Origin of the sequence: Komagataeibacter saccharivorans (genome assembly GCF_003207825.1) — a bacterium.
Classification (GTDB): Bacteria; Pseudomonadota; Alphaproteobacteria; order Acetobacterales; family Acetobacteraceae; genus Komagataeibacter; species Komagataeibacter saccharivorans.
This window is the reverse complement of record NZ_NKTY01000001.1, coordinates 60,716-87,015: the sequence shown is the minus strand read 5'-3', so window position 1 is coordinate 87,015 and position 26,300 is coordinate 60,716. Positions and strand designations below refer to the sequence as shown.

28 protein-coding genes and 1 tRNA gene are annotated in these 26,300 nt (G+C 62.5%); 21 read left to right on the top strand and 8 right to left on the bottom strand.

What is annotated here, in order from left to right:
- The first annotated feature begins 24 nt into the window (after positions 1 to 24).
- The 8 genes from ffh (at position 25) to leuB (ending at position 6,938) form a co-directional block, all read left to right on the top strand.
- Positions 25 to 1,419 carry a signal recognition particle protein gene (gene ffh, locus CFR79_RS00415; RefSeq protein ID WP_102324153.1) on the top strand — a complete coding sequence of 465 codons (1,395 nt, stop codon included), beginning with the start codon at positions 25 to 27 and terminating at the stop codon, positions 1,417 to 1,419.
- A 55-nt stretch (positions 1,420 to 1,474) separates the two neighbouring features.
- Entirely contained in the window at positions 1,475 to 1,816 is a 342-nt protein-coding gene (gene rpsP, locus CFR79_RS00410; RefSeq protein ID WP_102323277.1) for a 30S ribosomal protein S16, read from the top strand.
- 45 nt (positions 1,817 to 1,861) lie between these two features.
- Positions 1,862 to 2,413, top strand: coding sequence for a ribosome maturation factor RimM (gene rimM, locus CFR79_RS00405; RefSeq protein WP_110546407.1), 552 nt, complete (start codon positions 1,862 to 1,864; stop codon positions 2,411 to 2,413).
- The gene (trmD, locus tag CFR79_RS00400; protein WP_110546404.1) at positions 2,410 to 3,156 is read left to right on the top strand and encodes a tRNA (guanosine(37)-N1)-methyltransferase TrmD; all 747 of its coding nucleotides are present in this window, start codon (positions 2,410 to 2,412) and stop codon (positions 3,154 to 3,156) included. Before rimM ends, trmD begins: the two co-directional genes overlap by 4 nt.
- 31 nt (positions 3,157 to 3,187) lie before the next feature.
- A complete protein-coding gene (gene rplS / locus CFR79_RS00395) occupies positions 3,188 to 3,583 on the top strand; it encodes a 50S ribosomal protein L19 (RefSeq protein WP_102323280.1) in 396 nt (131 codons plus the stop codon).
- Positions 3,584 to 3,719: 136 nt separating this feature from the next.
- Positions 3,720 to 5,123, top strand: a complete 1,404-nt coding sequence (gene leuC, locus CFR79_RS00390) for a 3-isopropylmalate dehydratase large subunit (protein ID WP_102323281.1) — start codon at positions 3,720 to 3,722, stop codon at positions 5,121 to 5,123.
- A gap of 1 nt (position 5,124) precedes the next feature.
- Entirely contained in the window at positions 5,125 to 5,748 is a 624-nt protein-coding gene (gene leuD, locus CFR79_RS00385) for a 3-isopropylmalate dehydratase small subunit (protein WP_110546400.1), read from the top strand.
- A 74-nt stretch (positions 5,749 to 5,822) separates the two neighbouring features.
- Positions 5,823 to 6,938 (top strand): 3-isopropylmalate dehydrogenase, encoded by a 1,116-nt coding sequence (gene leuB, locus CFR79_RS00380; protein WP_110546736.1) that lies wholly within the window; start codon positions 5,823 to 5,825, stop codon positions 6,936 to 6,938.
- Positions 6,939 to 7,007: 69 nt separating this feature from the next.
- Here the strand turns inward: leuB and CFR79_RS00375 are convergent, their stop codons facing one another.
- The 4 genes from CFR79_RS00375 to def are packed head-to-tail and all read right to left on the bottom strand — an operon-like array spanning position 7,008 to position 9,454.
- The gene (locus CFR79_RS00375; RefSeq protein WP_102323283.1) at positions 7,008 to 7,745 is read right to left on the bottom strand and encodes a response regulator; all 738 of its coding nucleotides are present in this window, start codon (positions 7,743 to 7,745) and stop codon (positions 7,008 to 7,010) included.
- Complete coding sequence (locus CFR79_RS00370; protein WP_243705321.1) at positions 7,742 to 8,290, bottom strand: MarR family winged helix-turn-helix transcriptional regulator; 549 nt, start codon at positions 8,288 to 8,290, stop codon at positions 7,742 to 7,744. The genes CFR79_RS00375 and CFR79_RS00370 overlap by 4 nt, the downstream gene beginning before the upstream one ends.
- Before the next feature lie 13 nt (positions 8,291 to 8,303).
- Positions 8,304 to 8,927, bottom strand: coding sequence for a COQ9 family protein (locus CFR79_RS00365; protein ID WP_110546398.1), 624 nt, complete (start codon positions 8,925 to 8,927; stop codon positions 8,304 to 8,306).
- A complete protein-coding gene (gene def, locus CFR79_RS00360) occupies positions 8,924 to 9,454 on the bottom strand; it encodes a peptide deformylase (RefSeq protein WP_110546395.1) in 531 nt (176 codons plus the stop codon). The genes CFR79_RS00365 and def overlap by 4 nt, the downstream gene beginning before the upstream one ends.
- 239 nt (positions 9,455 to 9,693) lie before the next feature.
- Here def and rpsU point away from each other — a divergent pair, with 239 nt between their 5' ends.
- Positions 9,694 to 9,897 (top strand): 30S ribosomal protein S21, encoded by a 204-nt coding sequence (rpsU, locus tag CFR79_RS00355; RefSeq protein ID WP_010506446.1) that lies wholly within the window; start codon positions 9,694 to 9,696, stop codon positions 9,895 to 9,897.
- Positions 9,898 to 9,992: 95 nt separating this feature from the next.
- Positions 9,993 to 11,381, top strand: a complete 1,389-nt coding sequence (locus tag CFR79_RS00350) for a sensor histidine kinase (RefSeq protein WP_132306132.1) — start codon at positions 9,993 to 9,995, stop codon at positions 11,379 to 11,381.
- A 20-nt stretch (positions 11,382 to 11,401) separates the two neighbouring features.
- Here the strand turns inward: CFR79_RS00350 and CFR79_RS00345 are convergent, their stop codons facing one another.
- Entirely contained in the window at positions 11,402 to 11,971 is a 570-nt protein-coding gene (locus CFR79_RS00345; protein ID WP_102323288.1) for an outer membrane protein assembly factor BamE, read from the bottom strand.
- Positions 11,972 to 12,154: 183 nt separating this feature from the next.
- Between CFR79_RS00345 and CFR79_RS00340 the strand changes: the two genes are divergently transcribed.
- From CFR79_RS00340 to CFR79_RS00310, 7 genes are all read left to right on the top strand, one after another.
- The gene (locus tag CFR79_RS00340; RefSeq protein ID WP_102323289.1) at positions 12,155 to 12,685 is read left to right on the top strand and encodes a YceD family protein; all 531 of its coding nucleotides are present in this window, start codon (positions 12,155 to 12,157) and stop codon (positions 12,683 to 12,685) included.
- A gap of 172 nt (positions 12,686 to 12,857) precedes the next feature.
- Positions 12,858 to 13,061 (top strand): 50S ribosomal protein L32, encoded by a 204-nt coding sequence (rpmF, locus tag CFR79_RS00335; protein ID WP_102323290.1) that lies wholly within the window; start codon positions 12,858 to 12,860, stop codon positions 13,059 to 13,061.
- A 166-nt stretch (positions 13,062 to 13,227) separates the two neighbouring features.
- Positions 13,228 to 14,319, top strand: a complete 1,092-nt coding sequence (gene plsX, locus CFR79_RS00330; protein ID WP_102324155.1) for a phosphate acyltransferase PlsX — start codon at positions 13,228 to 13,230, stop codon at positions 14,317 to 14,319.
- Between the two features lie 83 nt (positions 14,320 to 14,402).
- Complete coding sequence (locus CFR79_RS00325; protein WP_110546390.1) at positions 14,403 to 15,374, top strand: beta-ketoacyl-ACP synthase III; 972 nt, start codon at positions 14,403 to 14,405, stop codon at positions 15,372 to 15,374.
- A gap of 100 nt (positions 15,375 to 15,474) precedes the next feature.
- A complete protein-coding gene (locus tag CFR79_RS00320; RefSeq protein ID WP_102323292.1) occupies positions 15,475 to 15,798 on the top strand; it encodes an integration host factor subunit alpha in 324 nt (107 codons plus the stop codon).
- On the top strand, positions 15,795 to 16,508 hold the full coding sequence (locus CFR79_RS00315) for a MerR family transcriptional regulator (protein ID WP_110546387.1): 714 nt from the start codon (positions 15,795 to 15,797) through the stop codon (positions 16,506 to 16,508). The genes CFR79_RS00320 and CFR79_RS00315 overlap by 4 nt, the downstream gene beginning before the upstream one ends.
- Positions 16,509 to 16,593: 85 nt before the next feature.
- Positions 16,594 to 16,667: transfer RNA gene (locus CFR79_RS00310), tRNA-Pro, on the top strand.
- A gap of 93 nt (positions 16,668 to 16,760) precedes the next feature.
- Here the strand turns inward: CFR79_RS00310 and CFR79_RS00305 are convergent.
- The 3 genes from CFR79_RS00305 to CFR79_RS00295 all read right to left on the bottom strand — a co-directional run bounded on the left by CFR79_RS00305 (position 16,761) and on the right by CFR79_RS00295 (position 20,976).
- Complete coding sequence (locus tag CFR79_RS00305; protein ID WP_110546385.1) at positions 16,761 to 17,915, bottom strand: AI-2E family transporter; 1,155 nt, start codon at positions 17,913 to 17,915, stop codon at positions 16,761 to 16,763.
- Between the two features lie 72 nt (positions 17,916 to 17,987).
- The gene (locus tag CFR79_RS00300) at positions 17,988 to 20,066 is read right to left on the bottom strand and encodes a S9 family peptidase (RefSeq protein ID WP_110546382.1); all 2,079 of its coding nucleotides are present in this window, start codon (positions 20,064 to 20,066) and stop codon (positions 17,988 to 17,990) included.
- Between the two features lie 58 nt (positions 20,067 to 20,124).
- Positions 20,125 to 20,976: an NUDIX hydrolase gene (locus tag CFR79_RS00295; protein WP_110546379.1), complete on the bottom strand. Its 852-nt coding sequence runs from the start codon at positions 20,974 to 20,976 to the stop codon at positions 20,125 to 20,127.
- A 112-nt stretch (positions 20,977 to 21,088) separates the two neighbouring features.
- On the opposite strand from CFR79_RS00295, the gene CFR79_RS00290 reads away from it, so the two are divergent.
- From CFR79_RS00290 to fusA, 4 genes are all read left to right on the top strand, one after another.
- Complete coding sequence (locus tag CFR79_RS00290) at positions 21,089 to 22,930, top strand: ABCB family ABC transporter ATP-binding protein/permease (RefSeq protein WP_110546377.1); 1,842 nt, start codon at positions 21,089 to 21,091, stop codon at positions 22,928 to 22,930.
- A 100-nt stretch (positions 22,931 to 23,030) separates the two neighbouring features.
- Complete coding sequence (locus CFR79_RS00285) at positions 23,031 to 23,297, top strand: hypothetical protein (RefSeq protein ID WP_102323298.1); 267 nt, start codon at positions 23,031 to 23,033, stop codon at positions 23,295 to 23,297.
- A gap of 179 nt (positions 23,298 to 23,476) precedes the next feature.
- Positions 23,477 to 23,776 carry a 50S ribosomal protein L28 gene (gene rpmB, locus CFR79_RS00280; protein ID WP_025812517.1) on the top strand — a complete coding sequence of 100 codons (300 nt, stop codon included), beginning with the start codon at positions 23,477 to 23,479 and terminating at the stop codon, positions 23,774 to 23,776.
- Positions 23,777 to 23,985: 209 nt separating this feature from the next.
- Positions 23,986 to 26,073 carry an elongation factor G gene (gene fusA / locus CFR79_RS00275; protein ID WP_102323299.1) on the top strand — a complete coding sequence of 696 codons (2,088 nt, stop codon included), beginning with the start codon at positions 23,986 to 23,988 and terminating at the stop codon, positions 26,071 to 26,073.
- Positions 26,074 to 26,300 lie beyond the last annotated feature (227 nt).

Here is a 26,300-nt window from a genome sequence, read left to right as displayed (position 1 = left end):
CGCGTCCTCTTTTGGGGAAAAACGTTGTTCGAGACGCTCTCAGGCAAGCTTTCCGGTGTGTTCGATGGTCTCGCCAAGCGCGGGGCCCTGTCGGAAGCGGATGTTACGGAAGCCATGCGCGAAGTGCGTCTGGCCATGCTGGACGCCGACGTGGCGCTGCCTGTCGTCAAGGATTTCGTCAACAAGGTCCGTGAACGCGCCGTAGGGCACGAGGTGCTGGACAGCATCTCTCCCGGTCAGGCTGTCGCCAAGATCGTTAATGACGCGCTGATCGACGCGCTGGGTGGCGCGGGCGCGGTTCCGCTCAACCTGAACGCCGTCCCGCCCGTGCCGATCCTGATGGTCGGCCTGCAGGGATCGGGCAAGACCACCACATCGGGCAAGATCGCCCGCCGTCTGGCGCAGCGTGAGCGCAAGAAGGTCCTGCTGGCCAGCCTTGACACGCAGCGCCCCGCCGCCCAGTTGCAGCTCGCCCAGCTTGCCGAGCGCGCGGGTGTCGCCTCGCTGCCCATCATCGCGGGCCAGACCCCGGTCGAGATCGCGCAGCGCGCGATGGAAGTCGGACGGCGCGAGGGGTATGACATCGTCATCCTCGATACCGCCGGTCGTCTGTCCATCGACGAAGCCCTGATGGACGAGGTCCGCGCCATCCGCGCCGAAACCAGCCCGGCGGAAACGCTGCTGGTGGTCGATGCGATGACCGGGCAGGACGCGGTCAATACCGCCAAGGCGTTTAACGAGGCCGTTGGCGTTACCGGTGTCGTCATGACCCGTATGGATGGCGATGCCCGTGGTGGCGCGGCCCTGTCCATGCGTGCGATTACCGGCGCACCGATCAAGCTGACCGGTTCGGGCGAAAAGCTTGACGCGCTGGAGGAATTCCACCCCGAGCGTGTTGCAGGCCGTATCCTTGGTCTGGGCGATATCGCCGGGCTGGTGGAAAAAGCTGCCGATACCCTGGATCATGAGGAGAGCGAAAAGCTCGCCCTCAAGATGATGCAGGGCAAGTTCGATCTGGACGATTACGCGGCCCAGATCCGCCAGATCAACAAGATGGGGTCCATTTCCGGTATCCTCGGCATGCTGCCGGGCATGGGCAAGCTGAAGGACGCGCTGGGGGACAAGGAGCTTGATACCTCCGTCCTGACCCGTCATCAGGCCATCATTTCATCCATGACCCGGGCGGAGCGGCGTCAGCCCTCCATCATCAAGGCGTCGCGCAAGAAGCGCATCGCCGCCGGGTCCGGCACGACCGTGCAGGAGATCAACCGTCTGCTCAAGCAGTATGACGCGATGGCCTCCATGATGAAGCGGTTCAGCAAGTTGGGAGTGAAGGGACTGATGCGTCAGGGTCTGTCCGCACTCATGCCAAAGGGGGGGCGTCCCCCCGGCGGCGGCGGGCGTCCGCCTTTCGGCTGACCCTGAACGTCGTTCCCGTTTTTCTTTTGTCTTTTTACTGTCTGGAGAAGTCTTAATGAGCCTCAAGATCCGTCTCGCCCGCGCCGGTGCGAAGAAGCGTCCGTACTACCACATCGTCGTGGCTGACAGCCGTTCCCCGCGTGATGGCCGCTTCATCGAGCGCGTTGGTTCCTACAACCCGATGCTGCCGTCCGACCATGCCGAGCGCGTGCGTCTGGTTGCCGAGCGCATCACCCACTGGCTGTCCAACGGCGCGCAGCCGACCGACCGTGTCGCCCGCTTCCTGGGCAATGCCGGTCTGGCGCCGAAGCCGACCTGGAACGAGCAGCCCAAGAAGTCCGCGCCCAAGAAGCGGGCGCAGGAACGTGCCGCCGCTGCTGCCGCTGCGGCAGCCTAAGTCGCGGTAACGGTAGACAGGCAGGAAAGGCAGGGCAGTCATCCCATGAACCGCGATCATGTCCTGATGGGTGTGGTGGGTCGTCCGCATGGCGTGCGGGGGCTTGTGCACGTGCACAGCTATACCGCCGTGGCGGAAGACCTGTCAGGCTATGACGGGCTGGTTGATGATCTGGGTCGCCCGTGGCGGCTATCGTGGCATGGCAACGGCATCGCCCGGCTGCATGACGCGGCAGGCAACGCCATTGATAGCCGCGAAGCCGCGCAGCAGATGGTCAACCGCAAGCTGTACGTGCCGCGCACCAGCCTGCCCGAACCCGATGAGGACGAATTCTATTTCGCCGATCTGGTCGGGCTGGACGTGCGCGAGCAGGGAACGGAGCGGGTGATCGGTCGCGTGGCCGCCGTGCATGATTATGGTGCGGGCACCAGTCTCGAAATCGATGGGGCGGGGGGTAATCTCCTGCTGCCGTTCACCCGGGCCTGCGTGCCGGTGGTGAATGTGCGGGCGGGATATATCGTCGTCTGCCTGCCTGATGAGATCGAGGTTCCGGTCGAATGTTTTCCGGGCACCGATACGCACGGAGACGCGACATGACGTGGCAGGCGACGGCGCTGACGCTGTTTCCCGACATGTTTCCCGGTACGCTGGGGCAGTCGCTGGCCGGGCGGGCGCTGGAACGTGGCATCTGGTCGCTGGATGCGCGCGACATGCGTGAATACGGGCTGGGACGGCATCGGGTAGTGGACGATACGCCATTCGGCGGCGGGGCTGGCATGGTCATGCGCCCCGATGTCGTGGCGGCGGCCATTGCCGGTATCGATCTGGCCGGGCGACCGCTGGTGTATCCCACGCCACGCGGACAACCGCTGAAACAGGTGGATATCCGTCGTTATGCGGCGGGTCCGGGTGTTGTGGTGCTGTGCGGTCGCTATGAAGGGGTGGATGAGCGCGTGCTCGAAGCCTCGGGCGCGGAACAGGTCTCGATCGGGGATTATATCCTGTCGGGCGGGGAAGTGGCGGCGACGGTGCTGCTGGATGCCTGCGTGCGGCTGCTGCCGGGCGTGATGGGATCGGGCGAAAGTGCGGTCGAGGAAAGCTTTGCCGACGGTCTGCTTGAATATCCGCTTTATACCAAGCCGGCACAATGGGACGGGCGCGACGTGCCCGAGGTCCTGCTGTCCGGTCATCATGCCGCGATCGCCCGGTGGCGCCGCGCGGCATCCGAGACGGTGACGCAGGCGCGTCGGCCGGATCTGTGGGCCGCCTATCAGGCGGGCGCAGGTCAAGACATTCCCCGGGTCGCAGGCATCCGTGCCGATGCGGACCGGCTGAACTGAACATGAAATCCTATCGAACGAGGACCGGATCATGAACATTATCCAGAAGTATGAGGCGGAAGAGATCGCCCGCCTGACAGCTATCCGCGCGGTGCCGGAATTCGCGCCGGGTGACACCGTGCGCGTTGGCGTCGAGGTTGTCGAAGGCACCCGCAAGCGCGTTCAGGCCTATGAGGGCGTTGTGATCGCACGCTCCAACAAGGGCCTGAACAGCAACTTCACCGTGCGCAAGATTTCCAACGGTGAAGGCGTGGAGCGTGTGTTCCCGCTGTATTCCCCCACCATCGCGGAAATCCACGTCGTGCGTCGTGGCGTTGTCCGTCGCGCGAAGCTGTATTACCTGCGCGGCCGTCGCGGCAAGTCCGCCCGTATTGCCGAGCGCAAGCGTGAGGTTGCAGCACCCGCCGCGACCGCCGCTGCCGAGTAATATGCCGACCCTTCGCCCGTTTCATGCCTTATGGCGGAAGCGGGCGAAGCTTTTTGCCTGAGAATTTGCGGCTGCCTGTTGCGTGCGTATCGCGTGCGTGATGGCGGCCTGTTTCCGTCCGGGAGAGGAAAATAGAATGGCCCCGCGTACATTGTTCGACAAGATATGGGACAGCCATGTGGTCGAAACGCTCCCGGACAGGACGGCCATTCTTTATATCGACCGTCATCTCCTGCACGAGGTCACAAGTCCGCAGGCATTCGAGGGATTGCGCCTGAGCGGCCGCAGGCTGCGTCACCCCGAGGCGACGATTGCGGTTGTGGATCATAATGTTCCCACATCTGACCGGACCCTGCCGATTGCCGAAGCCGACAGCCGCAACCAGATCGAAACGCTGGAGCGCAACGTAAAGGAATTCGGCGTACCGTATTTCCCGCTGCTGTCCGCGCGGCAGGGGATCGTGCATGTGGTCGGACCGGAGCAGGGCATTTCCCTGCCGGGCATGACCATCGTGTGCGGTGACAGCCATACATCCACCCATGGCGCGCTGGGGGCGCTGGCATTCGGTATCGGCACGTCCGAAGTCGAACATGTGATGGCGACCCAGACCATCCTGCAGAAGCCTGCGAAGAACATGAAGGTGGTGGTCGAGGGGCAGGTTGGCCCGGGCGTGACCGCCAAGGACATCATGCTTGCCATCATCGGGCATATCGGCACTGCGGGCGGTACGGGGCATGTGATCGAATTCGCGGGTTCCGCCATCCGCGATCTCGACATGGCGGGCCGCATGACGGTGTGCAACATGTCCATCGAGGCCGGTGCGCGCGCGGGTCTGGTGGCGCCCGACGAAACCACGTTTGAATATGTGCGTGGCCGTCCCTTCGCGCCGAAGGGTGAAGCGTTTGATGAGGCGGTCGCCTACTGGAAGACACTGGCCGCCGACGAAGGCGCGCATTACGACCGCGTGGTCGAACTGCGGGCCGAGGACATCACGCCGGTCCTGACCTGGGGCACCAGCCCTGAAACGGTCATTTCAGTCACCGGCAACGTGCCCGACCCGGCGGCGGAAGCCGATCCGTCACGTCGCGCGCAGATGCAGCGCATGCTGGACTATATGGGGCTTGAGGCCGGCCAGAAGATCGCGGGTACGCCCGTCGATGTCGTGTTCATCGGGTCATGCACCAACAGCCGGATCGAGGACCTGCGTGCCGCAGCGGTAATCGCGTCGGGTCGCAAGGTGGCTGATGGCGTGCGTGCGATGATCGTACCCGGTTCGGGCATCGTGAAGGCGCAGGCGGAAGAAGAAGGGCTGGATAAGATCTTCCTCGATGCCGGATTTGAATGGCGTGAGGCGGGATGTTCGATGTGCCTTGGCATGAACCCCGACCGGCTGACGCCGGGGCAGCGTTGCGCGGCCACATCCAATCGTAATTTTGAGGGCAGGCAGGGCCCCGGTGGACGGACGCATCTGCTCTCGCCCGCCATGGCCGCGGCGGCAGCCGTGACCGGGTGCCTGACCGATGTGCGGGAGCTGATCTGACATGGATAAATTCACGGTTCTGACCGGTATCGCGGCGCCTCTGCCCGAAGAGAATATCGATACCGACAAGATCATTCCGGCGCGCTTTCTCAAGACGACCAGGCGTTCGGGACTGGGCGAGCATGCGTTCGACAGCATGCGCTATCTGCCCGATGGATCGGAAAACCCGGATTTCGTGCTGAATCAGGAGCCGTATCGCAAGTCGGAAATCCTGATTACCCTTGATAACCTGGGCTGTGGTTCGTCGCGTGAACACGCGCCATGGGCGTTGCTGGATTTTGGCATCCGCTGCGTGATCGCGCCGTCCTTTGCCGATATTTTCCATAACAACTGTTTCAAGAACGGCATCCTTCCCATCGTGCTGCCGCGCACGGTGTGCGAGGAACTGATGGAAGACGCCCGCATGGGCGGCAATGCCCGGATCACGATTGACCTGCCGCGTCAGGTGGTTGTCCGTCCTGATGGCAGCGAAGTGCCGTTTGATGTTGATCCGCTGCGCAAGCACCTGCTGCTGGAAGGGCTGGATGATATCGGCCAGACCCTGCAGCATGAACAGTCTATCGAGACCTTTGAAAAACGCCGTGCGCAGGCACAGCCATGGATTCCCGGTATCGTCCTTGATTAAGGGACCGGGTGGCCGTGGCCGCCCGTATACGGGACTGATCAATTAACAGACAGATTATTCGGATGGGAAACGTCATGTCCGCACCCAAGAAGCTCCTGATCCTGCCCGGAGATGGCATCGGTCCTGAAATCATGCACGAAGTCCGGCGCATCATGGACTGGATGGCGCAGGCGCGTGGCATCCGTTTCGATGTGAGTGAGGATGTCGTGGGCGGCGCGTCGCTTGCGGTGCATGGCCAGCCCATCACGCAGGAAGTCATCGACGCGGCGCGTGCGGCGGATGCGGTGCTGTTCGGTTCGGTGGGGGACCCGAAATGGGCATCCGCCGGGTTTGACCGGAGGCCGGAGATCGCGATTCTCAAGCTGCGGCAGGAACTGGGCCTGTTCGCCAACCTGCGCCCCGCCAAGGTGTTCGATTCGCTGGTTGATGCCAGCACGCTCAAGCCCGATGTCGTGCGTGGACTGGACATCATGATCGTGCGCGAAACGGTGGGCGGCATCTATTTCGGCACGCCGCGCGGGATCGAGACCCTGCCGGATGGTTCGCGTCGCGGGATCAACACCGAAGTCTACACCACGGCAGAAATCGAGCGTGTGGCCCGCGTCGCCTTCGATCTGGCCCGCAAGCGCGACAACCGCGTGTGTTCGGTCGAGAAGTGCAACGTGATGGAAAGCGGCCTGCTGTGGAAGGAAGTCGTGACCGACCTGCATGCCCGTGAATACGCGGATGTGGAACTGACCCATATGCTGGCCGATAACTGCGCCATGCAGATGGTGCGTAACCCGCGCCAGTTCGACGTGATCGTGACGGGCAACCTGTTTGGCGATCTGCTGTCCGACCTTGCGTCCATGCTGACGGGCAGCCTTGGCATGCTGCCGTCGGCAACGCTGGGCGCGCGGGGCGAAGACGGGCGCATGCCCGCGCTGTATGAACCGATCCACGGCAGCGCGCCGGATATTGCGGGGCAGGGCAAGGCCAACCCGCTGGCGCAGATCCTGTCGTTTGCGATGCTGCTGCGTTATTCCTTCGACATGCAGGAAGATGCGGCCATGATCGAGACGGCCGTCTCCAGCGTGCTGGACAAGGGGCTGCGCACGCCCGACATCATGAGTGCCGGTCGGACGGAAGTGAATACGGCAGGCATGGGCACGGCGGTAGTCGCGGAACTTGAACGCCTGAACGCAGCCTGACACAGCTTCCTGCCACAAGGTGGAAATGAAACGGGCTGGCACGGAATACCGTGCCAGCCCGTTGTGTTTTTACAGGCCGGGCTTCAGGACGTAGCCCTTGCCCCGGACTGTCTGCAGGAAGCGGGGTTCGCGCGGGTCGGGTTCGATCCGGCGACGCAGCCGCGTCACCTGCACGTCCACGGCGCGTTCGCCAATTTCTTCCATGTCCAGCGTTGTGGCGATGTCCGTGCGGGACAGGATCTCGTTCGGGTGCCGCGCCAGAACGGACAGTAATGCCGATTCGCCGCCCGTCAGATGGACGACATTGCCCGCACTGGATAATAGGCCACGCACCGGATCGAATTCCAGATCCCCCAGCCGCACGATACGCAGGTTGCTGCTGGGTGCGGGCGGCACGAAACGGCGCAGATGCGCCTTCAGCCGCAGCAGCAGTTCACGCGGCTCGAACGGTTTGGCCAGATAATCATCAGCGCCTGCTTCCAGCCCGATGATCCTGTCTTCCGGTTCACCACGCGCGGTCAGCAGCAGGATGGGGAAATCCAGATTCTCGCGCCGCAGTTCGCGCGTCAGTTCCAGCCCGTTTTCCCCCGGCATGGTGATGTCGAGTACAAGCGCGTCAGGCTGCATGAAGCCCAGAACCTGCCGCGCTTCCTGCGCGGAGGAGGCGGCGCTGACACGAAACCCCTGTTCGCTCAGATACCGTTGCAGCAGGCGACGCAGACGTGGATCATCATCAACCACCACCACGTGCGCATCCACGATCATGCTGTCATGGGGCAGGGATGTGTCGCACGCTGTCTGGATCATCGGGAACTCCGGTCGGGAGAAGAAAAGGAATCGGTGGATACGCCGGGCATATCCGATTCGTCTATCAGGCCACGCATGACACGGCGAAAGCCATCAACCGCCTTGCCACCCGCCTTGCGGTATACGCGTAACAGCACTTCACGCTGCAGGGAAAACAGGTGGCTTTCAATCTCCGCCCCATGCGGGCTGAGGTAAAGCCTGCGTTTGCGCCTGTCCTCCGGCGCGGTTTCCTGCCGCAGCGCGCCCATGGCCAGAAGTTCGCCCAGCGCGCGACTCATGCTCTGTTTGGTAATGCCCAGAACGTCCAGCAACGCGCCCACGGCTATGCCCGGTTGGAGCGCCACGGCCTGCATGATGCGGTGATGCGCATGTCCCAGCCCGTATTCCTGCAGGGCCGAATCGATCACCCCTGTAAAGGCGCGGCAGGCCACCATCAGCAGGTCCTGTGCCTGCCGCATGTCCTCATCACGCAGGAACAGGAGTTCCACCCCCGCACCCGCCTGCGTGGGACGGGTAGGGGATGGCGGGCGGGAAGGCGCCGTCACGTCAGGAACCGGTTCAGGCGATGCGACCGGTCAGGCGGTTGCGCAGGCGTGTGATACGTCCGACCTCGGCCAGGCGACGGTCGAGGAATGCCTCAACCGAAGCCGGATTGCCTCCGCGCGTAAGCCAGAACAGGAGCGTGGAGATATAGACACCGCTGAGCGTGATGCGTTTGGTCACATATGTGAAGCCGGTGGATGTATCGCCCGCTGCCTGCCATATCGCGTTCACGCTTCGCCCCAGTGTCCGCGCAAGGATACGGCCATGCGTGGGGACCAGCAGTGTGGCCAGAGCCTGCCGTATGGCGGCGCGGTGCGGGGCTGCGTGTTCCAGCCGGAACATGATGGCCGCACGCACCCGCCGGCTGATCTTGCGGCTGCGGAAGCTGTTGGTGGCCGCCAGCATTTCCCGGTCCATCATGTCGAAACAGGCTTCGGCCACCTGCGCCATGCCATCGGGGAAAAGGATATCCGCGTTTTCATCCACGCACTGTTTCAGCAGGGTGATGGTCCATGGCTGGCTGCCCGCGCGCGGGTCCGCCAGAAACCGGCGCAGCAGCGCATCACTTTGCGGTGAGTGGGGGAGGTCGGGCGGCACCAGCGACGACGTTGCGGCGGCGAGCAGGACTGAAAAATTCATGCGGGTTCTCCGTAACGCGTCATTTCCGTATCGAATCCCATCCGGCCCAGGTCGGTCATGCGCATGGGGTACAGGATACCATTCAGATGATCATATTCATGCTGGAATACATTGGCCAAAAAGCCCGATGCAATGCCATGAATTTCCTGCCCGTCCGCATCCAGCCCGCGATAGGCGATGCGCTGGTAGCGCGGCACCCACCCCCGCAGGCCCGGAATGGACAGGCAGCCCTCCATCCGGTCCACCATTTCATCGTCCACCGGCTCCAGCACCGGATTGATCAGGGCGGAAGGCGGCAGCGGCGTTTCATCCGGCCCGGTCGCGCGGCTGGCGGGCAGGTGATACACGAACAGGCGCAGGCTGTGATGGACCTGCGGGGCGGCCAGTCCCACGCCGCCCGCATCCAGCATGGTGTCGATCATGTCCGCCACCAGCGTGCGGATGGCGGGGGAGGACGGGACAGGCACGGGCTGTGCGTGCTGGAGCAGAACGGGATGGCCCATACGGGCGATCTTGAGCAGCGTCATGACGGGGTAACGCCTTTGATGTTTATGACCGGATGTGTATGACAGCCTTCCCGCCCAAAACGGAGCGTGAAATTCATTGCCGTCGCGTGCGGGAATGATTTGTGTTGCGGGAAGTGAGTGTGATATAGGTGCGGCCCGTTTGGGAATCGCACGAAGGGAATAGCCTCGGGCGGATGTTCCCCAAGTTTCAGTTTCATGCGCCGCCCATACCGGATGGCCGATCAGGAGTTGATGACCCAGTGCAGGTTCTCGTTCGTGACAACAATGTTGATCAGGCCCTCAAGGCCCTCAAGAAAAAAATGCAGCGTGAAGGCATCTTCCGCGAAATGAAGCTGCGCCGTCATTACGAAAAGCCATCCGAGCGCAAGGCGCGTGAGGCTGCTGAAGCCGTGCGTCGCGCCCGCAAGATGGAGCGCAAGCGTCTGGAGCGTGAAGGCTTCTAAGCCTGACCGTTATCGGGATTCGGGTCTGACCCGCCAAAAAGCCGGCTTCCGCAAAGGAGCCGGTTTTTTTGTGTCCGGAGAGTACAGCCATGGGCATGGAGTTCCCCCACAGCACCGAGAATACGCCCCCGCCCGGCCGGTGGCGCAGGCTGCATGAACGTCTGGTCCGGCGTATTCTGCCGCGTTCCCTGCTGGGGCGCATGCTGCTGATCGGCTTCATCCCGCTGCTGGTGACGCAGGGTATCTCGCTGGAACTGTTTTACGGCAATTATCTGCAGATCGTCTCGCGCCGCCTGTCAGGGGACATGGCGACCACCATTTCACTGACACTGGACATGCTCGAACGCTATCCGTCGCCTGCCGACCGGCGGTGGATTCTTGATGACGTGGGCAGGCGCGCGGGCCTGATCATGACGTTGCGTGAAGGCGAAAGCCTGCAACGAAGCGGCACCAACCACGTCCTGGGGCCGATTGACGACGATCTGGTGCGTGACCTGCGCGGCACAGTGCGCTGGCCGACTTTTGTGGACTGGAAGCAGCCCCATCGGCGTCTGGTAATTCTTGTGCAACTGCCCGAAGGCGTGCTGCAGGTCGTGGCTCCGCGTAAAAGGCTGGACGTGGCGCCGGTATGGCTGTTCGTGGCGTGGGCATCAGGCAGTGCGCTGCTGCTGTTCCTGATCGCGGCGGTATTCATGCGTAATCAGGTCCGCGCCATAAGGCGGCTGGCCCGGGCGGCTGAACTGTTCGGGCTGGGGCGGGATACGGTGCCCATCGTGCCCGATGGCGCGCAGGAAATCCGCAAGGCCGCCATTTCCTTCAATCGTATGCGTGACCGGATCAACCGCTTTGTGGAACAGCGCACGACCGTTCTGGCGGGCGTGTCGCATGACCTGCGCACGCCGCTTACACGCCTGCGACTCTCACTGGCCATGTTCCCACGTACGGGCATGGTCCGGGCGGAGAGCCTTCAGCCCGATATTGCCGACATGATTGGCGATATCGTGGAAATGGAACACATGATCGAAGGCTACCTGTCCTTCGCGCGGGGGGAGGGGGCGGAAATCCCCACCGTCATCCGTGTTGAGGACATGTTCGAGGAGATCGTGACCGCCATGCGCCGTGTGGGCGCGCATGTCGCCATCCGCGCGGTCAGGCCATCGGAACTGACCATCACGGGGCGCAGTAACGCTCTGCGGCGTGTATTGAGCAATGTGATCGAAAACGCGCGCAGGCACGCAGACCGCATCGAACTGTCGGCCGAACGCGGGCGCAGGCAGGTTGTCCTGTATGTCGATGATGATGGCTGCGGGGTGGAGGAATCCCGGCGCGAAAGCGTATTCCGTCCCTTTGAAAGCGGGGAGGAGGGCGGAACGGGCCTCGGTCTTGCCATCGCGCGTGACATCATTCACGCCCATGGTGGGCATATCGGGCTGGAAGCAGGCCCGTTGGGCGGGGCGCGGGTCAGGATCGTGCTGCCGGAATAGGCCGCCAGCGCGTCGCTACGTCAGGGCAGGCTGTTGCCCGCACCACCATGGCCCGGACCGCCATTCATGCTGTTCATCGGGCCTGTGCTGCCGCCATAGGTGCTGCTCATCTGGCTTAGCGGGTTGTAGCGGCCCACGTTGCCCAGGATCTGCTGCATGATATTGATTTTGGTGCCCGGCGTTGGCGTGCGCCCCGATGCCATGCTGACGTAACGGGCGTCATTTTTGTGCAGCACGCGCAGGTTACGCAGGATGCCGTCCTGATCGAAGGTCAGGACCACCGCGTCCTGCCTGCGCACGCGCGGAAAGCTGATGGGGGCCAGCACCTGCGTCATGGACGCATAGACCCAGGTATTGTCATCAAACGTGGCATGGGCGGTGGGGGAGCCAAGGGCATCCATCACGTCCGATCGCGTGGTGACGCCGGTCTTGAGCTTGTTGTAGTCATCCGCTTCAACCAGCGAACCACGCTGCACGACCCCCGGCTTGAAGAGCGCACAGCCCGACAGTCCGATCCCAGCCCCGATGACAGCGCATGAAAACAGGCGTAATGAACGGGAGCGGGGCTGGTTGTCCTTGGGTGACCTCATGGTCGGGAAAATATCCTGCAATAAGGGCATGGCGCATGATGCGGTTCGTCTTCCGGTGCCCGATTGGGAAAATGAAGTCAATCGCAGATCGCCCTGCCGGTGGAAAAACACGGATGCAGGACAATATTTCCCCCACACCGCATGCGGGCATGGCCCGTGAACACACGCGCAGGAGCAAGACACATGGATGCTGAATTTTCCCGCCCGGTTGCCGTGGGGCGCATCCCCGTCCGCGGCATGGAAACCGTGATCGAGGCTTCGGATGATGAATGCCGCAGGCTGGCGAAACGGCTGGGAATTCCGGCCCTGCGCAACCTGTCGTGCCGCTACCGGCTGGCGCCGGGGCGCGATGGGGAGGTACTGGCCGAAGGCTGGCTGACCGCGCATGTGACCCAGGAATGCGTCGTAAGCCTGGAACCGTTCGAGGATGTGCTGGCGGAATCGTTCACCGTGCGCTGCATTCCGTCGGAACGCTTCCGTGAGGATGACGAGATCGACCCCTTTTCCGTCGATGAAGTCCCTTATGAGCGCGACAGCATCGATCTGGGTGAACTGGCGACGGAAGAACTTTCTCTCGCCCTTGATCCCTATCCCCACAAGCCGGGGAGTGCGATTCCGGAGGAATTTATGGCCGTTGAAGAAGGCGAGCCGGAAGAAACCGTGCGCAGGCAGCCTTTTTCGGCTCTGGCCGAGTTGAAAAAAAAGCAGAACTGACGCAAAGGAAGGGGCAGAAGCGGGGGGCGCCCGGCAGACTGTCTGCGCATCATGTCTTGCGTAAGGCTTAAGGGTCTGCTAGAGCGCCCCCCTCAATTATTGATAACTGACCGGTGTAACGCCACGAGGGTGTGCCTGCCGGTTGTGATCCAGATCGGAGGGGCCCGGGCCCATGGCTGTACCCAAGAGAAAAACCTCGCCGTCCCGTCGTGGCATGCGTCGCAGCCATGCTGCGCTGACTGTTCCGGCGCACGCGGAATGCTCGAACTGCGGCGAACTGAAGCGTCCGCACCACGTCTGCAGCCACTGCGGACATTATGACGGCCGCGAAGTCGCGTCCGCAGGCAAGGCGCTGAAGACGGCGGTCCGCGCCTGATACGAACGCGCCACTGGCGTCATTACCCGGTAACGGCGCGATCCATGCGGATCACGCCGGCGGGCGGTCATGATGCCGCCCATCCGGGTTGCGCGCGGGTTACGGTCATTCCAATGTGTCTGTCCCGTATCTTGCGCGTTTCTTTCTTACCCGGCACAAGACGAGCATGAGCGAGACAGGTTCCTCCTTTTCCGAGACTGGGTCCTACACCCTTGCCGTGGACGGTATGGGCGGGGATGGCGGATCGGAAGTTGTAGTGGCCGGACTGGCGATTGCGGCAGACCGACATCCTTCAGCCAGAATCCTTCTGGTCGGGGATGAGGCAAAGTTGACCGGCCTTCTGAGCCGCTACCCACGTGCGGCCGCCATCTGTACAATCCGTCCGGCCGGTTCGGCCATTTCCATGGACATGAAACCCACGGCGGCATTGCGCGTGCGCGATTCGTCCATGCGGCTTGCCATGGACGCCGTAGCCCAGGGCGAGGCGCAGGGTGTCGTATCCGCTGGCAATAGCGGGGCGATGCTGGCGCTGGCCAAGATCGTGGTCAAAACCCTTCCCGGTATCACCCGCCCTGCGATGGCGGCCATAAGCCCCACCACGCGCGGCGATGTGGTGATGCTCGATCTCGGGGCCAATGTCGCCTGCGACTGGCGCAACCTTGTCGAATTCGCCGTGATGGGTGAAGCCTTCGCCAAGGCCGTGCTTGGCCTTCCTGCCCCTACGATCGGCCTGCTCAATGTCGGCTCGGAGGAGCTGAAGGGCGACGAACGGCTGCGTCAGGCCGCTGAAGTGCTGCGTGGCAGTTCGCTGGCCAAACAGTTCCACGGTTTTGTGGAAGGGCACGACATTACCGCAGGCACGACCGATGTGGTGGTGACGGACGGCTTTACCGGCAATGTGGCCCTGAAAACCGGGGAAGGGGCGCTGAAAATGGCGTTTACCCTTTTGCGGCAGGTCTTTACGTCCAGCCTCCTTGGCCGGATCGGTTATCTTCTGGTGCGTCCCGGTCTGGAACGCATGAAGGAATGGCTTGATCCGCGGCGCTATAATGGCGCGGTTTTCGTGGGTCTGAACGGGGTCGTGGTCAAGTCGCATGGCGGCACGGATGCGGAAGGTTTCGCCGCAGCCGTTGACGTGGCGATCGACATGGTCACACACCGCTTTAACGATGGCATCCGTGACCGGCTGGCCCGTATGGGAAGCCTGACCACGGTAAAGGCCAGTCCCGATCAGCCGCAGGCGGTTCCTGCATCCTGACGCTGTAGCATCCGGTGTGGCGGGCAGGTCGCAATGTCTGTTCCCACCTGTGCATGTGAGTTGATATTGGTGGAAAAACAGGCATGACGGCGAAACGCTCGCTTCTGTCCGGGTTCGGCGGTTATCTGCCTGAGCGGATCGTTACCAACGATGAACTGGCCTCCCGGCTCGATACATCCGATGACTGGATTCGCGGTCGCACCGGTATCGGTCAGCGTCATGTTGCAGGCGAAGGGGACACGGCGGTGTCCATGGCGGTGCAGGCCGCACGGCAGGCGCTGGATTACGCGGGCGCCACGCCGGACGATGTTGACGCCATAATCGTCGCCACCAGCACGCCGGATCAGGCTTTTCCCTCCACTGCGGTACGTGTGCAGGCGGAACTGGGTGCTACCTCCGGCTTCGGATTCGATCTGGCCGCCGCGTGCTCGGGTTTCATCTACGCGCTGTCGATGGCCGATTCGCTGATCCGCAGTGGACAGGCCCGTTCCGCGCTGGTGATCGGTAGCGAAGTTTATTCACGTATTCTTGACTGGTCCGACCGGGGCACCTGCGTGCTGTTCGGTGACGGGGCCGGTGCGGTGTTCCTGACCGCGACGCAAGACGCAGATGAGGGCACGGGCATCCTGTCCACACATCTGCATTCCGATGGGCAGTATGGTGATCTGCTGTATGTAGACGGAGCGACCGGCAGGCACGACATGCCCGCCCACCTGCGCATGCAGGGGCGCGAGGTGTTCCGGCATGCCGTGGGCAAGCTGTCCGCTTCGGTTGATGAGGCGCTGGCCGCCAACAATCTGACCCATGCGGATGTCAAATGGCTGGTGCCGCATCAGGCCAACCTGCGCATTATCGATGGCGTGGCCCGCAAGCTGGCCCTGCCCGCGGAACGGGTGGTGGTTACGGTGGACCGGCATGCGAACACCTCCGCTGCGTCCATCCCGCTTGCCCTGAACGAGGCCGTGCGGGACGGGCGTATCCAGAAAGGCGACCTTGTGCTGATGGAAGCGCTGGGCGGTGGTCTGACATGGGGTTCGGCGCTGGCGCGGCTATAATGTCATTTCGATGCAAAATTGCAACGAATAGTCGATAAAAGCCTCTATCCCCCCACGACATTCAATTGACGATAGTGGCGCGCATGCATAACGTTTGCGTATGAGCACCGTGACGCGCGCCACTCTGGCAGAACAGATATATGATCAGGTCGGCCTGTCCCGCCATGAATCCGCCGATATTCTGGAAGATATTCTGGAGCGGATGGCACGGACACTTGAAGCCGGCGACAGCTTGAAAATAAGCGGATTTGGCACGTTCTCTGTCCGGCAGAAGGGACAGCGTACGGGTCGTAATCCGAAAACGGGCGTGGAGGTGCCGATTCTCCCCCGCTCCGTTCTTGTCTTTCGCCCCAGCCAGCTACTTCGTGCCCATGTTAACGGGCAGGCCGCTGAAGCGGGTGAAGCAGAAGGAGACGAGGCATGAATGCGGATGACGACCCGCAGGTGCCGGACGCGGCACATCAGGACGTAGCCGGTATCATGGACGGACTGCCGATCTATGATGTCGCCCGGGAACTCGGGCTCGCCCAGCATGTCATGCGCATGTGGGAATCCCGGTTTCCGCAGCTCAACCCACTGCGTGGTCAGGGCGGTCGGCGGTATTATCGCCCGCAGGATATTGCGGTGCTGCGCGAAATTGCCGATCTGCTGTACGTCCGCAAGCTGTCGATTGCCGAGGCGCAGGACGTGCTGGCAGGTGCCGCGCCGGGCGTTGAAGAAGCCGCACTGGACGCGCCGCAGGCTGCTGCCGCATCGGATGAAGGTTTCTCTGAACAGGCGGTATCGCCTGCCCCGGAAAACGTCGATAGGCCTGCACCATCTGTGGAACCGGCATATATCGAATCCGTGGTCGTGGCCGATCAGGAAACAGTCGTCGAGGAAGTGGTCGTCGAGGAAACGGTTGCGTATGTATCCGCGCAGCCGGACGCCGATGTAGCCGACCATACTGTAGCCGCGGGAAAGGACGCTGCACCGGCGGCGCAGGAGGAGGAAGCTGCCGAGGCCGAAATCCCGCTGGAACAGATCGTCATGATCGAGCTTGAGCGCATGCAGGCGGAAAATACCATGCTGCGTGAAAGCCTGCGTGGCGTGCTGGTGGAACTGCAGGCCCTGCGCGCGATGGTGCCAGCCTGATTTAATCAGGTTTTTTCAGTTTTGGGGCAGAACATGCCTTGCGGTCCCCCCGATGGACTGCTACACCCTGCCCATCGCAGACAGGCGGGCAGTAGCGCAGCCTGGTAGCGCATCAGTCTGGGGGACTGGGGGTCGTGGGTTCGAATCCCGCCTGCCCGATATCCCTGTCTGCGATAAAGATTCCAAGCGAAAGCTTACCGAAGCATCCTTGAAAAAGGATGCTTTTTTTGTGCCTGAAATGCTCCCTGCCGCCTATTCGCGGGCACGGCTCCAGTTCAGCCACAGCATGTGCAGCACGGCCATGATGGCAGGCCCGACGAACAGCCCCAGAATGCTCCAGCTTTCCGCGCCGCCCAGAATGCCGGTCAGCACCCAGAGGAAGGGAAGCTGCGTGGACCCGCCGATCAGGGCGGGACGGACCAGATGGTCGGCCAGAAAGATCACGGCAATACCAAACAGCACGATCGCCACGGCGGGCAGCATCGCGCCGGTATTGATAAGCAGCAGAAGGGCAACCGCACCGATGGCGATGATGGCGCAGAAAGGTACCATGGCGGCCACGGCGGTCACGACCCCGAACAGGAAGGGATGGGGCGCACCGGCAACCAGGTAGGCCAGCCCCATCAGCATCCCTTCACCGATTCCCACCAGAACCAGCCCCGATACCGAACCGTGGACGGAGGCGATGATCTGCAGCGCGATCCGTTCCCCCCGTTTGCCAAAGGCGCGGCGGGAGACATTAAGCGACTGACGGATGACGGAATCGCCATCCTTGAGCAGGAAAAACAGGGTCAGGATGGCGAAGGCGAACAGCAGCACCCGATGAAGCACCTGCGATCCGACCTGCTGTGTCATCTTGACGCCATGCCCGATATTGAGCGAGCCAAGCAGGACCGAAACATCGGCAGGCTCCTTCAGGTGGTCATTCCACCATGCTTCCACGGCCTGCCGTCCATAGGGCAGGTGGGCAAGCCATTGTGGCGCGGGAACGCCGGAACGGCGCGCGTCATTAAGCAGCCTGAACACCCCTTCCGCTTCCCGTCCGGCCTCAAGCGCGAACAGGGCCAGTGGGCCGATGAAGATCAGCGCGATGACCAGCGTGAACACGATCGGCAGCATGATCTGATGGGCGCGTGATGGCCACCGCCGTCGCGCGCGGGCGTAAAGCGGCCATGAAGCGATGGCGAAGATGCAGCCCCAGATCAGCGATGGCAGGAAGCCCCGCACCGTGTACAGCGCCAGCAGGACAAAAAACAGCGCCAGTATGGCCCGCGCGATCCGTTGGGTGCGCTGGGTTTCATGGAATGAACGGAAGATGCGCATCGTGGATGCGGGATCGGTCCTGTTGTCCCCCACGGGGGGCTTGAGACGATCCTGATCCGCGTTGTGGGGATCCGTCATGGTCATTCCTCTGGAAAGCTGGCCGGGGCCTGTACGGGCGCGGGGTGGAACGGGAACAGACCCGCGAAGGCATTAATCCTATGTCGGGGCGGCCGTTTCAACGGCCCATAGGGAAAAAGCATGAATCAGGGCCGCTTCCTTAAGGGAATCGAAACGTCCTGTCGCGCCACGATGCCCGGCTTCCATGTTCGTGCGCAACATGACAGGGCGGTCCGAACGGTTATGGTCGCGCAGGCGCGCCACCCATTTTGCCGGTTCCCAGTAGGTCACGCGCGGATCGGTCAGCCCACCCATCGCCAGTATGGCAGGGTAGGCACGAGGGGCGACCTGTTCATAGGCCGCATAGCTGGCGATCAGGTCATAGGCCTGCGCGTCCTCCAGCGGATTGCCCCATTCGGGCCATTCCGGCGGTGTCAGCGGCAGGGAGGCATCGGACATGGTGTTCAGTTCGTCCACAAACGGCACGACAGCCACGATCCCGGCAAACAGGTCGGGACGCATGTTGGCGATCGCGCCCATCACCATGCCGCCCGCCGAACGTCCATCCGCCACGATACGGCCCGCCCTGCCGAAACCCGCGTCGATCAGGGAGAGCGCACAGGCGATGAAATCGCTGAACGTATTGGGTTTGTTGCGGCCACGGCCACCAAGGAACCAGTTCCATCCCTTTTCCGATCCGCCGCGGATATGGGCGATGGCATAGAACCATCCCCGGTCAACCAGACTGAGGACGCGGGTGGAAAAGACCGGGTCGATGGCATGCCCGTAAGCGCCGTAGCCATACAGGAGAAGCGGGGCCGATCCATCAATGGGCGTATCATGTCGTCCCAGCACGGTAACGGGCACCTGCTCACCATCCGGGGCGGTCGCCATCAGGCGCCAGCAGCGGTATTGCGCGGGGTCATGACCCGAAGGCACGGCCTGCTGCTTGAGCAGCCGGTCATTGCCCGTAACCATGTCGCGTGCATGCCATGCGCGTGGCGTGGTTGGGGACTGGTAGACGTAGCGCAGTTCGGTGGTGTCGTATTCGTAGCCCCCTGCGAAGGTCAGGTCGTAGGCGGCCTCATCGGGTTCCAGCGCGCAGGTGGCGCCATGCAGGTCGCGGGTTACGATACGCGTATTGGCATCGCGGCGTTCCCGCCATGCAATATGTCCCGACCACACCATGCAATCCGTAATGTAGCGACCCGGTTCATGGTCGATCAGGTTACGCCAGTTATCGCGACCGGGTGCCGTATCCGGTGTGGTCATGAGCTTGAAATCATACGCGGCATCGGCATTGGTCAGGATGATGAACCGCTCACCCTGATGGTACAGGCTGTACATCAGCCCGGTCTGGCGCGGGGCTGCGCAGATGGGGGAAGCAAGCGGGTCATGCCCCGGCACCAGCCAGGATTCGGACGTGTCGTGATTGCCGCTGGAAATGATGATCCACCCGCCGCTGCGCGTGGCGTCGACGCCGACGAAAAAGCCGGGATCGGCTTCCTCGTAAACAAGGGTGTCTTCCTGTGTGCCGATCCTGCGGCGGTAGACGCGGGCAGGGCGGCCATGTTCATCACGCCATACCCAGAATATGAACTGGCTGTCGGGTGAAAAGACGAATGCGCCGCTACAGTTTTCCACCGGGGGCAGGGTTTCGGCCTCCTCCCCGATGCGGCGGATGCGGATGCGGTAGATTTCGGACCCCTGCGTATCTTCCGCATGGGCGAACAGGGCGTGGTCCGGGCTGTGACCGGCGGTGGCGATGGCATAATATTCATGCCCCTGCGCCGCCGCGTTGACATCCAGCAGAACCTGTTCCGCCTGCGGCTGGGCTGCGGGATGGCGTTTATAGACCGGATACTGCGCACCGGCCGCATAGGCGGTCTGGTAGAAAAACGGGCCATGCGGCATGGCGGGATAGGTATCATCCTGCTGGATGCGGCCCTTCATTTCTTCCACAAGCTGCGCCTGCAACGCCTGCGTGCCCGACAGGATGGAATCCGTATAGGCATTTTCCGCATGCAGGTGTTCAGCAATATCCGCCCGCAGCAGGGTGGGATCGCGCAGGACGTTCTGCCAGTTGTCATCCTTCATCCACGCATATTCATCCTGCCGGGTGCGGCCAAGCTGCGTGATGGTGCGGGGTATCTTGCGGGGTGTCGGGGGGATGGTCATCGCATGGTCCTTCCGCGATTGGGCCAGGTTGGAGCGGGCTGCGTGTGTGGCCAGAAAATCAGGCCAGTTCCGGCGTGGACCAGCCTGTCAGGCCACGGCGCAGGCGCTGGCCTTCCGGACTGGTGGCGTCAATCATGCCCGTGCGCAGGAACAGATCGATCAGCACAAGGTTGACATTGAACTTGAACGCATCGGTATCGCGCACCAGCATGAAGGCTTCCTGTATCGGGATCAGGCGGAATTCCTCCACCTCCCCATCCGCGGGGGTGGGTACGAAATCAGGGGGCAGTTCCAGCTCGAAACAGTGCAGCACATCGCGGCGCAACCCTTCGGGTCTGTCCAGTGCGTAGCGTATTTCGGTTGTGGGGCGGGCGCGGCTTACCAGTTCCTCTGGCAGGCTGGCTTCCTCCGCCGCTTCCTTAATCAGTGCCTGCCATACCGTATGTCCCGCCGGAATGCCGCCTGCCACCAGATGATCGAGCTTGCCCGGATCAAGCCGCTTGGTCATCGAGCGTCGCGCGATCCATAGGTGCAGTCCATCCGCAAGGCGAACGACACCATTAAGGTGCACGCCCGCAGCCATAAGGCCGAACAGCGGCAGCGCCCCACGATCGATACGCGCCACGGGTGGCCGGGCCATATCGGTCCAGACATCGAACAGTTCGTGATGGGAGCGATAGACCCCTTCACGCGCCATGGCCTCGCCCACCTGTTCCAGGCGGGAGGGATCATCCAGCGTGACGGTATCGCCCGCAGCGGTCATGCCATGGCGCAGCAGCGCGGGCAGCAGGGTGGGACTGACCCATCCCGCAGGCGTGTCGCCAAGGCGGAATTCCAGCCGTCCACCGGGCAGGACCGCCGTGTTGCAGGCGGCGATATGACGAAAAAAACCATCAAGGCTGCGTGACATGATCCATCCCTGTCCTCTGGGCCATGGCTGGCATACCGGCTGCCCGGTAGGCTGACAATCCTGCCCCCGTACTTATGGGTGCAGGGAATATGGGTTGCAAAATGCCGGGCACATGCCCCATGCCGTGCATATGGCTGCTACCGACATGACCCGGCCCAACACGCCGGAGCGTTCCGCCGCCGCGACCCTGCGCGGCCTGTTCCCCTATCTCTGGCCCCGAAACGATCCGCGCACGCGCCTGCGGGTGGTGTGCGTCTGCGTCCTGCTCGTGCTGGCCAAGATCGCGACGATCGGCGTGCCCTACGCCTACAGCCGCGTGATCGATGCGCTCCAGCCCGTAGTGGGGAAGGCGGCGATGATGCCGCTTGTGCTGATTGTCGGATACGGGCTTCTGCGCATGGCAGCGGCGGCGCTGGGTGAGTTGCGTGATGCCCTGTTCGCCCCGCTGCGCTACCGGATCAGCCGGATCGCGGCCATGCGCAGCTTTACCCACATGCACCAGCTCTCGCTGCGGTTTCATCTCAATCGCCAGTCGGGCGGTGTCACGCAGGCGATCGCGCGGGGAACGGAAGCGATCGAGACGGTGCTGCGCGTGGGCGTGTTCAACGTGGTGCCCACCATGATCGAGGCGCTCATGGTCATCGTCGTGATCTGGCGGCTGTTCGACTGGCGGTATGCTGTTGTGATGCTGGCGGCGGTGGCGGCGTATGTGGTGTTTACCATCCAGTTCACATCATGGCGGATCGGGCTGCGCCGCCGGATGAACGCCATCAACAGCGAAGCAGGCTGGAAGGCGCTGGACAGCCTGCTGAACTACGAGACGGTAAAGTATTTCGGTAACGAGGAGCACGAACGCAAACGGTATGAGGACGCCCAGCGCCGTTACGAACGCGCGGCCGTCCGGACCCAGATTTCACTCAATGGGCTGAATTTCGGTCAGGCCGCGATCATCGCCATCGCCCTGATTACCGTCATGCTCATGGCCGGACATGATGTGGAAACCGGACGTATGACGGTGGGGCGCTTCGTGCTGGTCAATACCTACCTCACGCAGCTTTACCTGCCGCTGAACTTTCTGGGCAGCGTCTATTCCTCGCTACGCAATTCGCTGGTCGATCTGGAACATATGTTCGCCCTGATGGATGAGCAGGCGGACATTACCGATTCCGAAGGGGCCATCTCCCTGCCTGCCAGACTGGACGAGGCTCCCGCCGCCGATATCCGTTTCGAGGACGTGCATTTCAGTTACCACCCGGACCGCGAGATCCTGCGTGGCGTAAGCTTTCATGTGCCAGCGGGGCACCGTGTCGCCATTGTCGGTCCCACGGGGGCTGGCAAATCCACCATAAGTCGCCTGCTGTTCCGGTTTTATGACGTGACGGCAGGCCGCATCCTGATTGACGGGCATGACATACGCCAGTGCAGCCAGGCGGCCCTGCGCGGTGCCGTGGGCGTGGTGCCGCAGGATACCGTCCTGTTCAACGACACCATCGGCTACAACATCGCCTATGGCCGGCTGGGCGCCACGCAGGCGGAAATCGAACAGGCGGCGAAGCTGGCCTGTATCCATGATTTCATCGTCACGCTGCCCGAAGGCTACGCCACCCGCGTGGGTGAGCGCGGGCTGAAACTGTCGGGTGGGGAGAAGCAGCGTGTGGCGATCGCGCGCACCATCCTGAAAAATCCCCGTGTGCTGCTGCTGGACGAGGCCACAAGCGCGCTGGACACCCGCACGGAACAGGAAATCCAGACCGCCCTGCACACGGTGGCGGCCAACCGGACCACCATCATCATTGCCCACCGGCTGTCCACGATCATCGATGTTGATGAAATCCTCGTGATGGGGCAGGGGCGGATACTGGAGCGCGGCACGCATCGTGCGCTGCTTGAACACGGTGGCCAGTATGCCCAGATGTGGGCCGCACAGGCGGAAGAGGATGCTGCCGAGCCATGAGCCGTTCCCGCGTGCTTGTTACCGCACCCATGCCGGTCCCGTACTGGTCAGGCGCGGCAAGGCAGTCCATATCAGACCGAACGCTAGAAGGAGCCGCGACATGACGGACACGAACAACCAGCCCCCCGAAGGGGACGCCATCCCCCCCGAACTGAGCCATTGCGGCGCGGTGGTGGACAAGGCCATCGAATACATGCTGGGCGAGAACCTGCCGCCGGTCGCCATCGCCTCCGCGCTGCTGGGCGGCTCGCTTGGCCTGCTGTCGCGCACCATGGGGCGCGAGACGATGCAGGCCATGCTGGAAAACGCGCTGCACAGCGTGCAGGCGGGCGAACTGCACCCCGATCACGACCGCAAGGCGGGCTGACGGATCGGCCCGGAAAGGGGTGAAACGGATCGTCCCGCCCCCTTTCCGGGACAAAAAATGCCGAATCATGCTTATGCACCTTGACTGTTGGCGACGGTTTGGCGATAAGCCGCGCCTAATCAAGATGATCCTTGCCGGGCATTTATGCCTCGGCCCAAGTTATATCCGAGGATGAAAAAATGTCTCGCCGCTGCCAGATCACAGGCAAGGGTGTGCTGACCGGAAACAACGTCAGCCACGCCAACAACAAGTCCCGCCGCCGCTTCCTGCCCAACCTGCAGGAAACCTCGCTGCTGTCCGATATCCTGGGCACGGCGGTTCCCCTGCGCATGACCACGAACGGCATCCGCACGGTCGAGCACAATGGCGGTCTGGACGCGTTCCTGCTGTCCACCCCGAACCGCAAGCTGCCGCCGGAAGCCCTGACGGTGAAGCGCCGCATCCTGCGCGTTCAGGAAAAGAAGGCCGCTGTGGCCTGAAGCACTGCAGGCCGCCATGCCGCACCCCACTGGGGCGGCAGGTGGCCCGGTGCCCTGTAAGCCTGACTAAAGTCTGGCGCATTGTTCCGCTGTGCCGGTCTGCATCGTCCAGGTTGAAAAAGACTGGGGGCGGAAGCAGCTAACGGTTCCGGCAGGCGCGAAAGGGACAATTCCCGTTCGCGCCCGTGTTGTCTTGTGGAGGTAATCCCGTGTCCGCCCAGTCCGACCTTTCCCTGATTCGCAATATCGGTATTACCGCGCACATCGATGCCGGCAAGACCACCACGACCGAGCGCATCCTGTACTACACCGGCGTATCGCATAAGATCGGTGAAGTGCATGAAGGCAACACCACCACCGATTACATGGCGCAGGAGCGTGAGCGCGGCATCACCATCACCTCCGCCGCCGTGACGTGTGAGTGGGAAGGCCGCCGCATCAACATCATCGACACCCCGGGCCACATTGACTTCAACATCGAAGTCAACCGCTCGCTGCGCGTGCTCGATGGCGCGATCTTCATCATTGAAGGCGTGGCCGGTGTGCAGCCGCAGTCCGAGACCAACTGGCGTCTGGCTGACCGTTACAACGTGCCCCGCATCATCTTCATCAACAAGCTGGATCGCACCGGCGCCAACTTCTACAACGCGTTCGACACGCTGAAGGAGAAGCTGGACATCATCGCGATTCCGCTGCAGCTCCCCATCGGCGCCGAAGAAAACTTCGTTGGCGTGGTGGACCTGATCGAAATGCGCGCCATCGTCTGGGAAGGCGGTGAGCTGGGTGCGAAGTTCCATTACGAGGAAATTCCCGCCGATCTGAAGGAAAAGGCCGCCGAAGCCCGCCAGAACCTGCTCGACACCGCCCTGTCGGTTGATGATGCGGCGATGGAAGAATACTTCGACAAGGGTGATGTGGACGTTGCGACGCTGAAGCGCTGCATCAAGAAGGGCACCATTGCCGGTGACTTCCGCCCCGTCCTGTGTGGCACGGCGTTCAAGAACAAGGGTGTCCAGCCGCTGCTCGACGCCGTGATCGACTTCCTGCCCGCGCCGAACGACGTGGAAGGCATCCGCATCGCCCCGCCGGAAGACGAGGAAGTGGATGAGAACAAGCTGCCGATCATCCCGGTCGATCCGAACGGCAAGTTCGCTGGCCTGGCCTTCAAGATCATCAACGACAAGTATGGCACGCTGACCTTCGTGCGCGTCTACCGTGGCGTGCTGAAGACCGGTGACACCGTGCTGAACACGACCAAGGGCCACAAGGAGCGTATCGGCCGCATCTATCAGATGCACGCCGACAAGCGCGAGGAACTGTCCGAAGTCCATGCTGGTGACATCGCGGCATTCGTCGGCCTGAAGGACAGCCAGACAGGTGACACGCTGGCCGATCCCGCCGATCCGGTGGTTCTGGAACGCATGACCTTCCCGATCCCCGTCATCGACATCTCGGTCGAGCCGAAGACGAAGGACGGCGTCGAGAAGATGACGCTGGCGCTGCAGAAGCTGTCGGGTGAAGACCCCTCCCTGCGTCTGAAGACCGATCAGGAAACCGGCCAGACCATCCTGTCGGGCATGGGTGAACTGCACCTCGACATCATCATCGACCGTCTGCGTCGTGAATATGGCGTGGATGCGAACATCGGCGCGCCGCAGGTTGCGTATCGTGAAACGATCACGCAGACGCATGTCGAGACCTACACCCACAAGAAGCAGTCGGGTGGTTCGGGCCAGTTCGCTGAAGTGAAGATCGAGTTCGCGCCGGTCGAGCGTAACGAAGGCATCTCCTTCGAGAACAAGGTCGTCGGCGGCACCGTCCCGAAGGAATACATCCCGGCCGTGGACAAGGGTATTCAGGCGCAGGCTACGACCGGCGTGCTGGCTGGCTTCCCCACCGTGGACTTCAAGTTCACGCTGCTGGACGGCAAGTACCATGATGTCGACTCCTCGGCGCTGGCGTTCGAAATCGCGGCGAAGGCCTGCTTCCGTGAAGGCATGAAGAAGGCCGGTCCGGTCATTCTCGAGCCGATCATGGACGTGGAAGTGACCACCCCGAACGATCACGTTGGTGACGTGGTGGGTGACCTCAACCGCCGCCGTGGCATGATCCAGAGCCAGGAAACTGCCGGTTCGACCGTCATGGTCCGTGCAGCGGTGCCGCTGAAGGAAATGTTCGGCTACATCTCGCACCTGCGTTCGATGACCAAGGGCCGTGCATCCTTCACGATGCAGTTCCACCACTACGATCCGGTGCCCCGCAACGTTGCGGAAGAGATCATGGCGCAGTCCGCCTGATCTTTCCGAAAGGAAGCATCAAATGGAAACCGGCTCCCGAAAGGGGGCCGGTTTTTTTTGTGCCATCAGGCAGCGGGTGCTGGATGAATACGCATCAACGATACTTGATGTATTGGCCCGTCACTGCCGCTGGCACGCTCGGAAAGTAGGTCTTTTCTCTGTGAAGCTTTGTACCTGCATCATCCTACCACCGGATGGCAGGGATGACGGGTATGGCATCCTGTCAT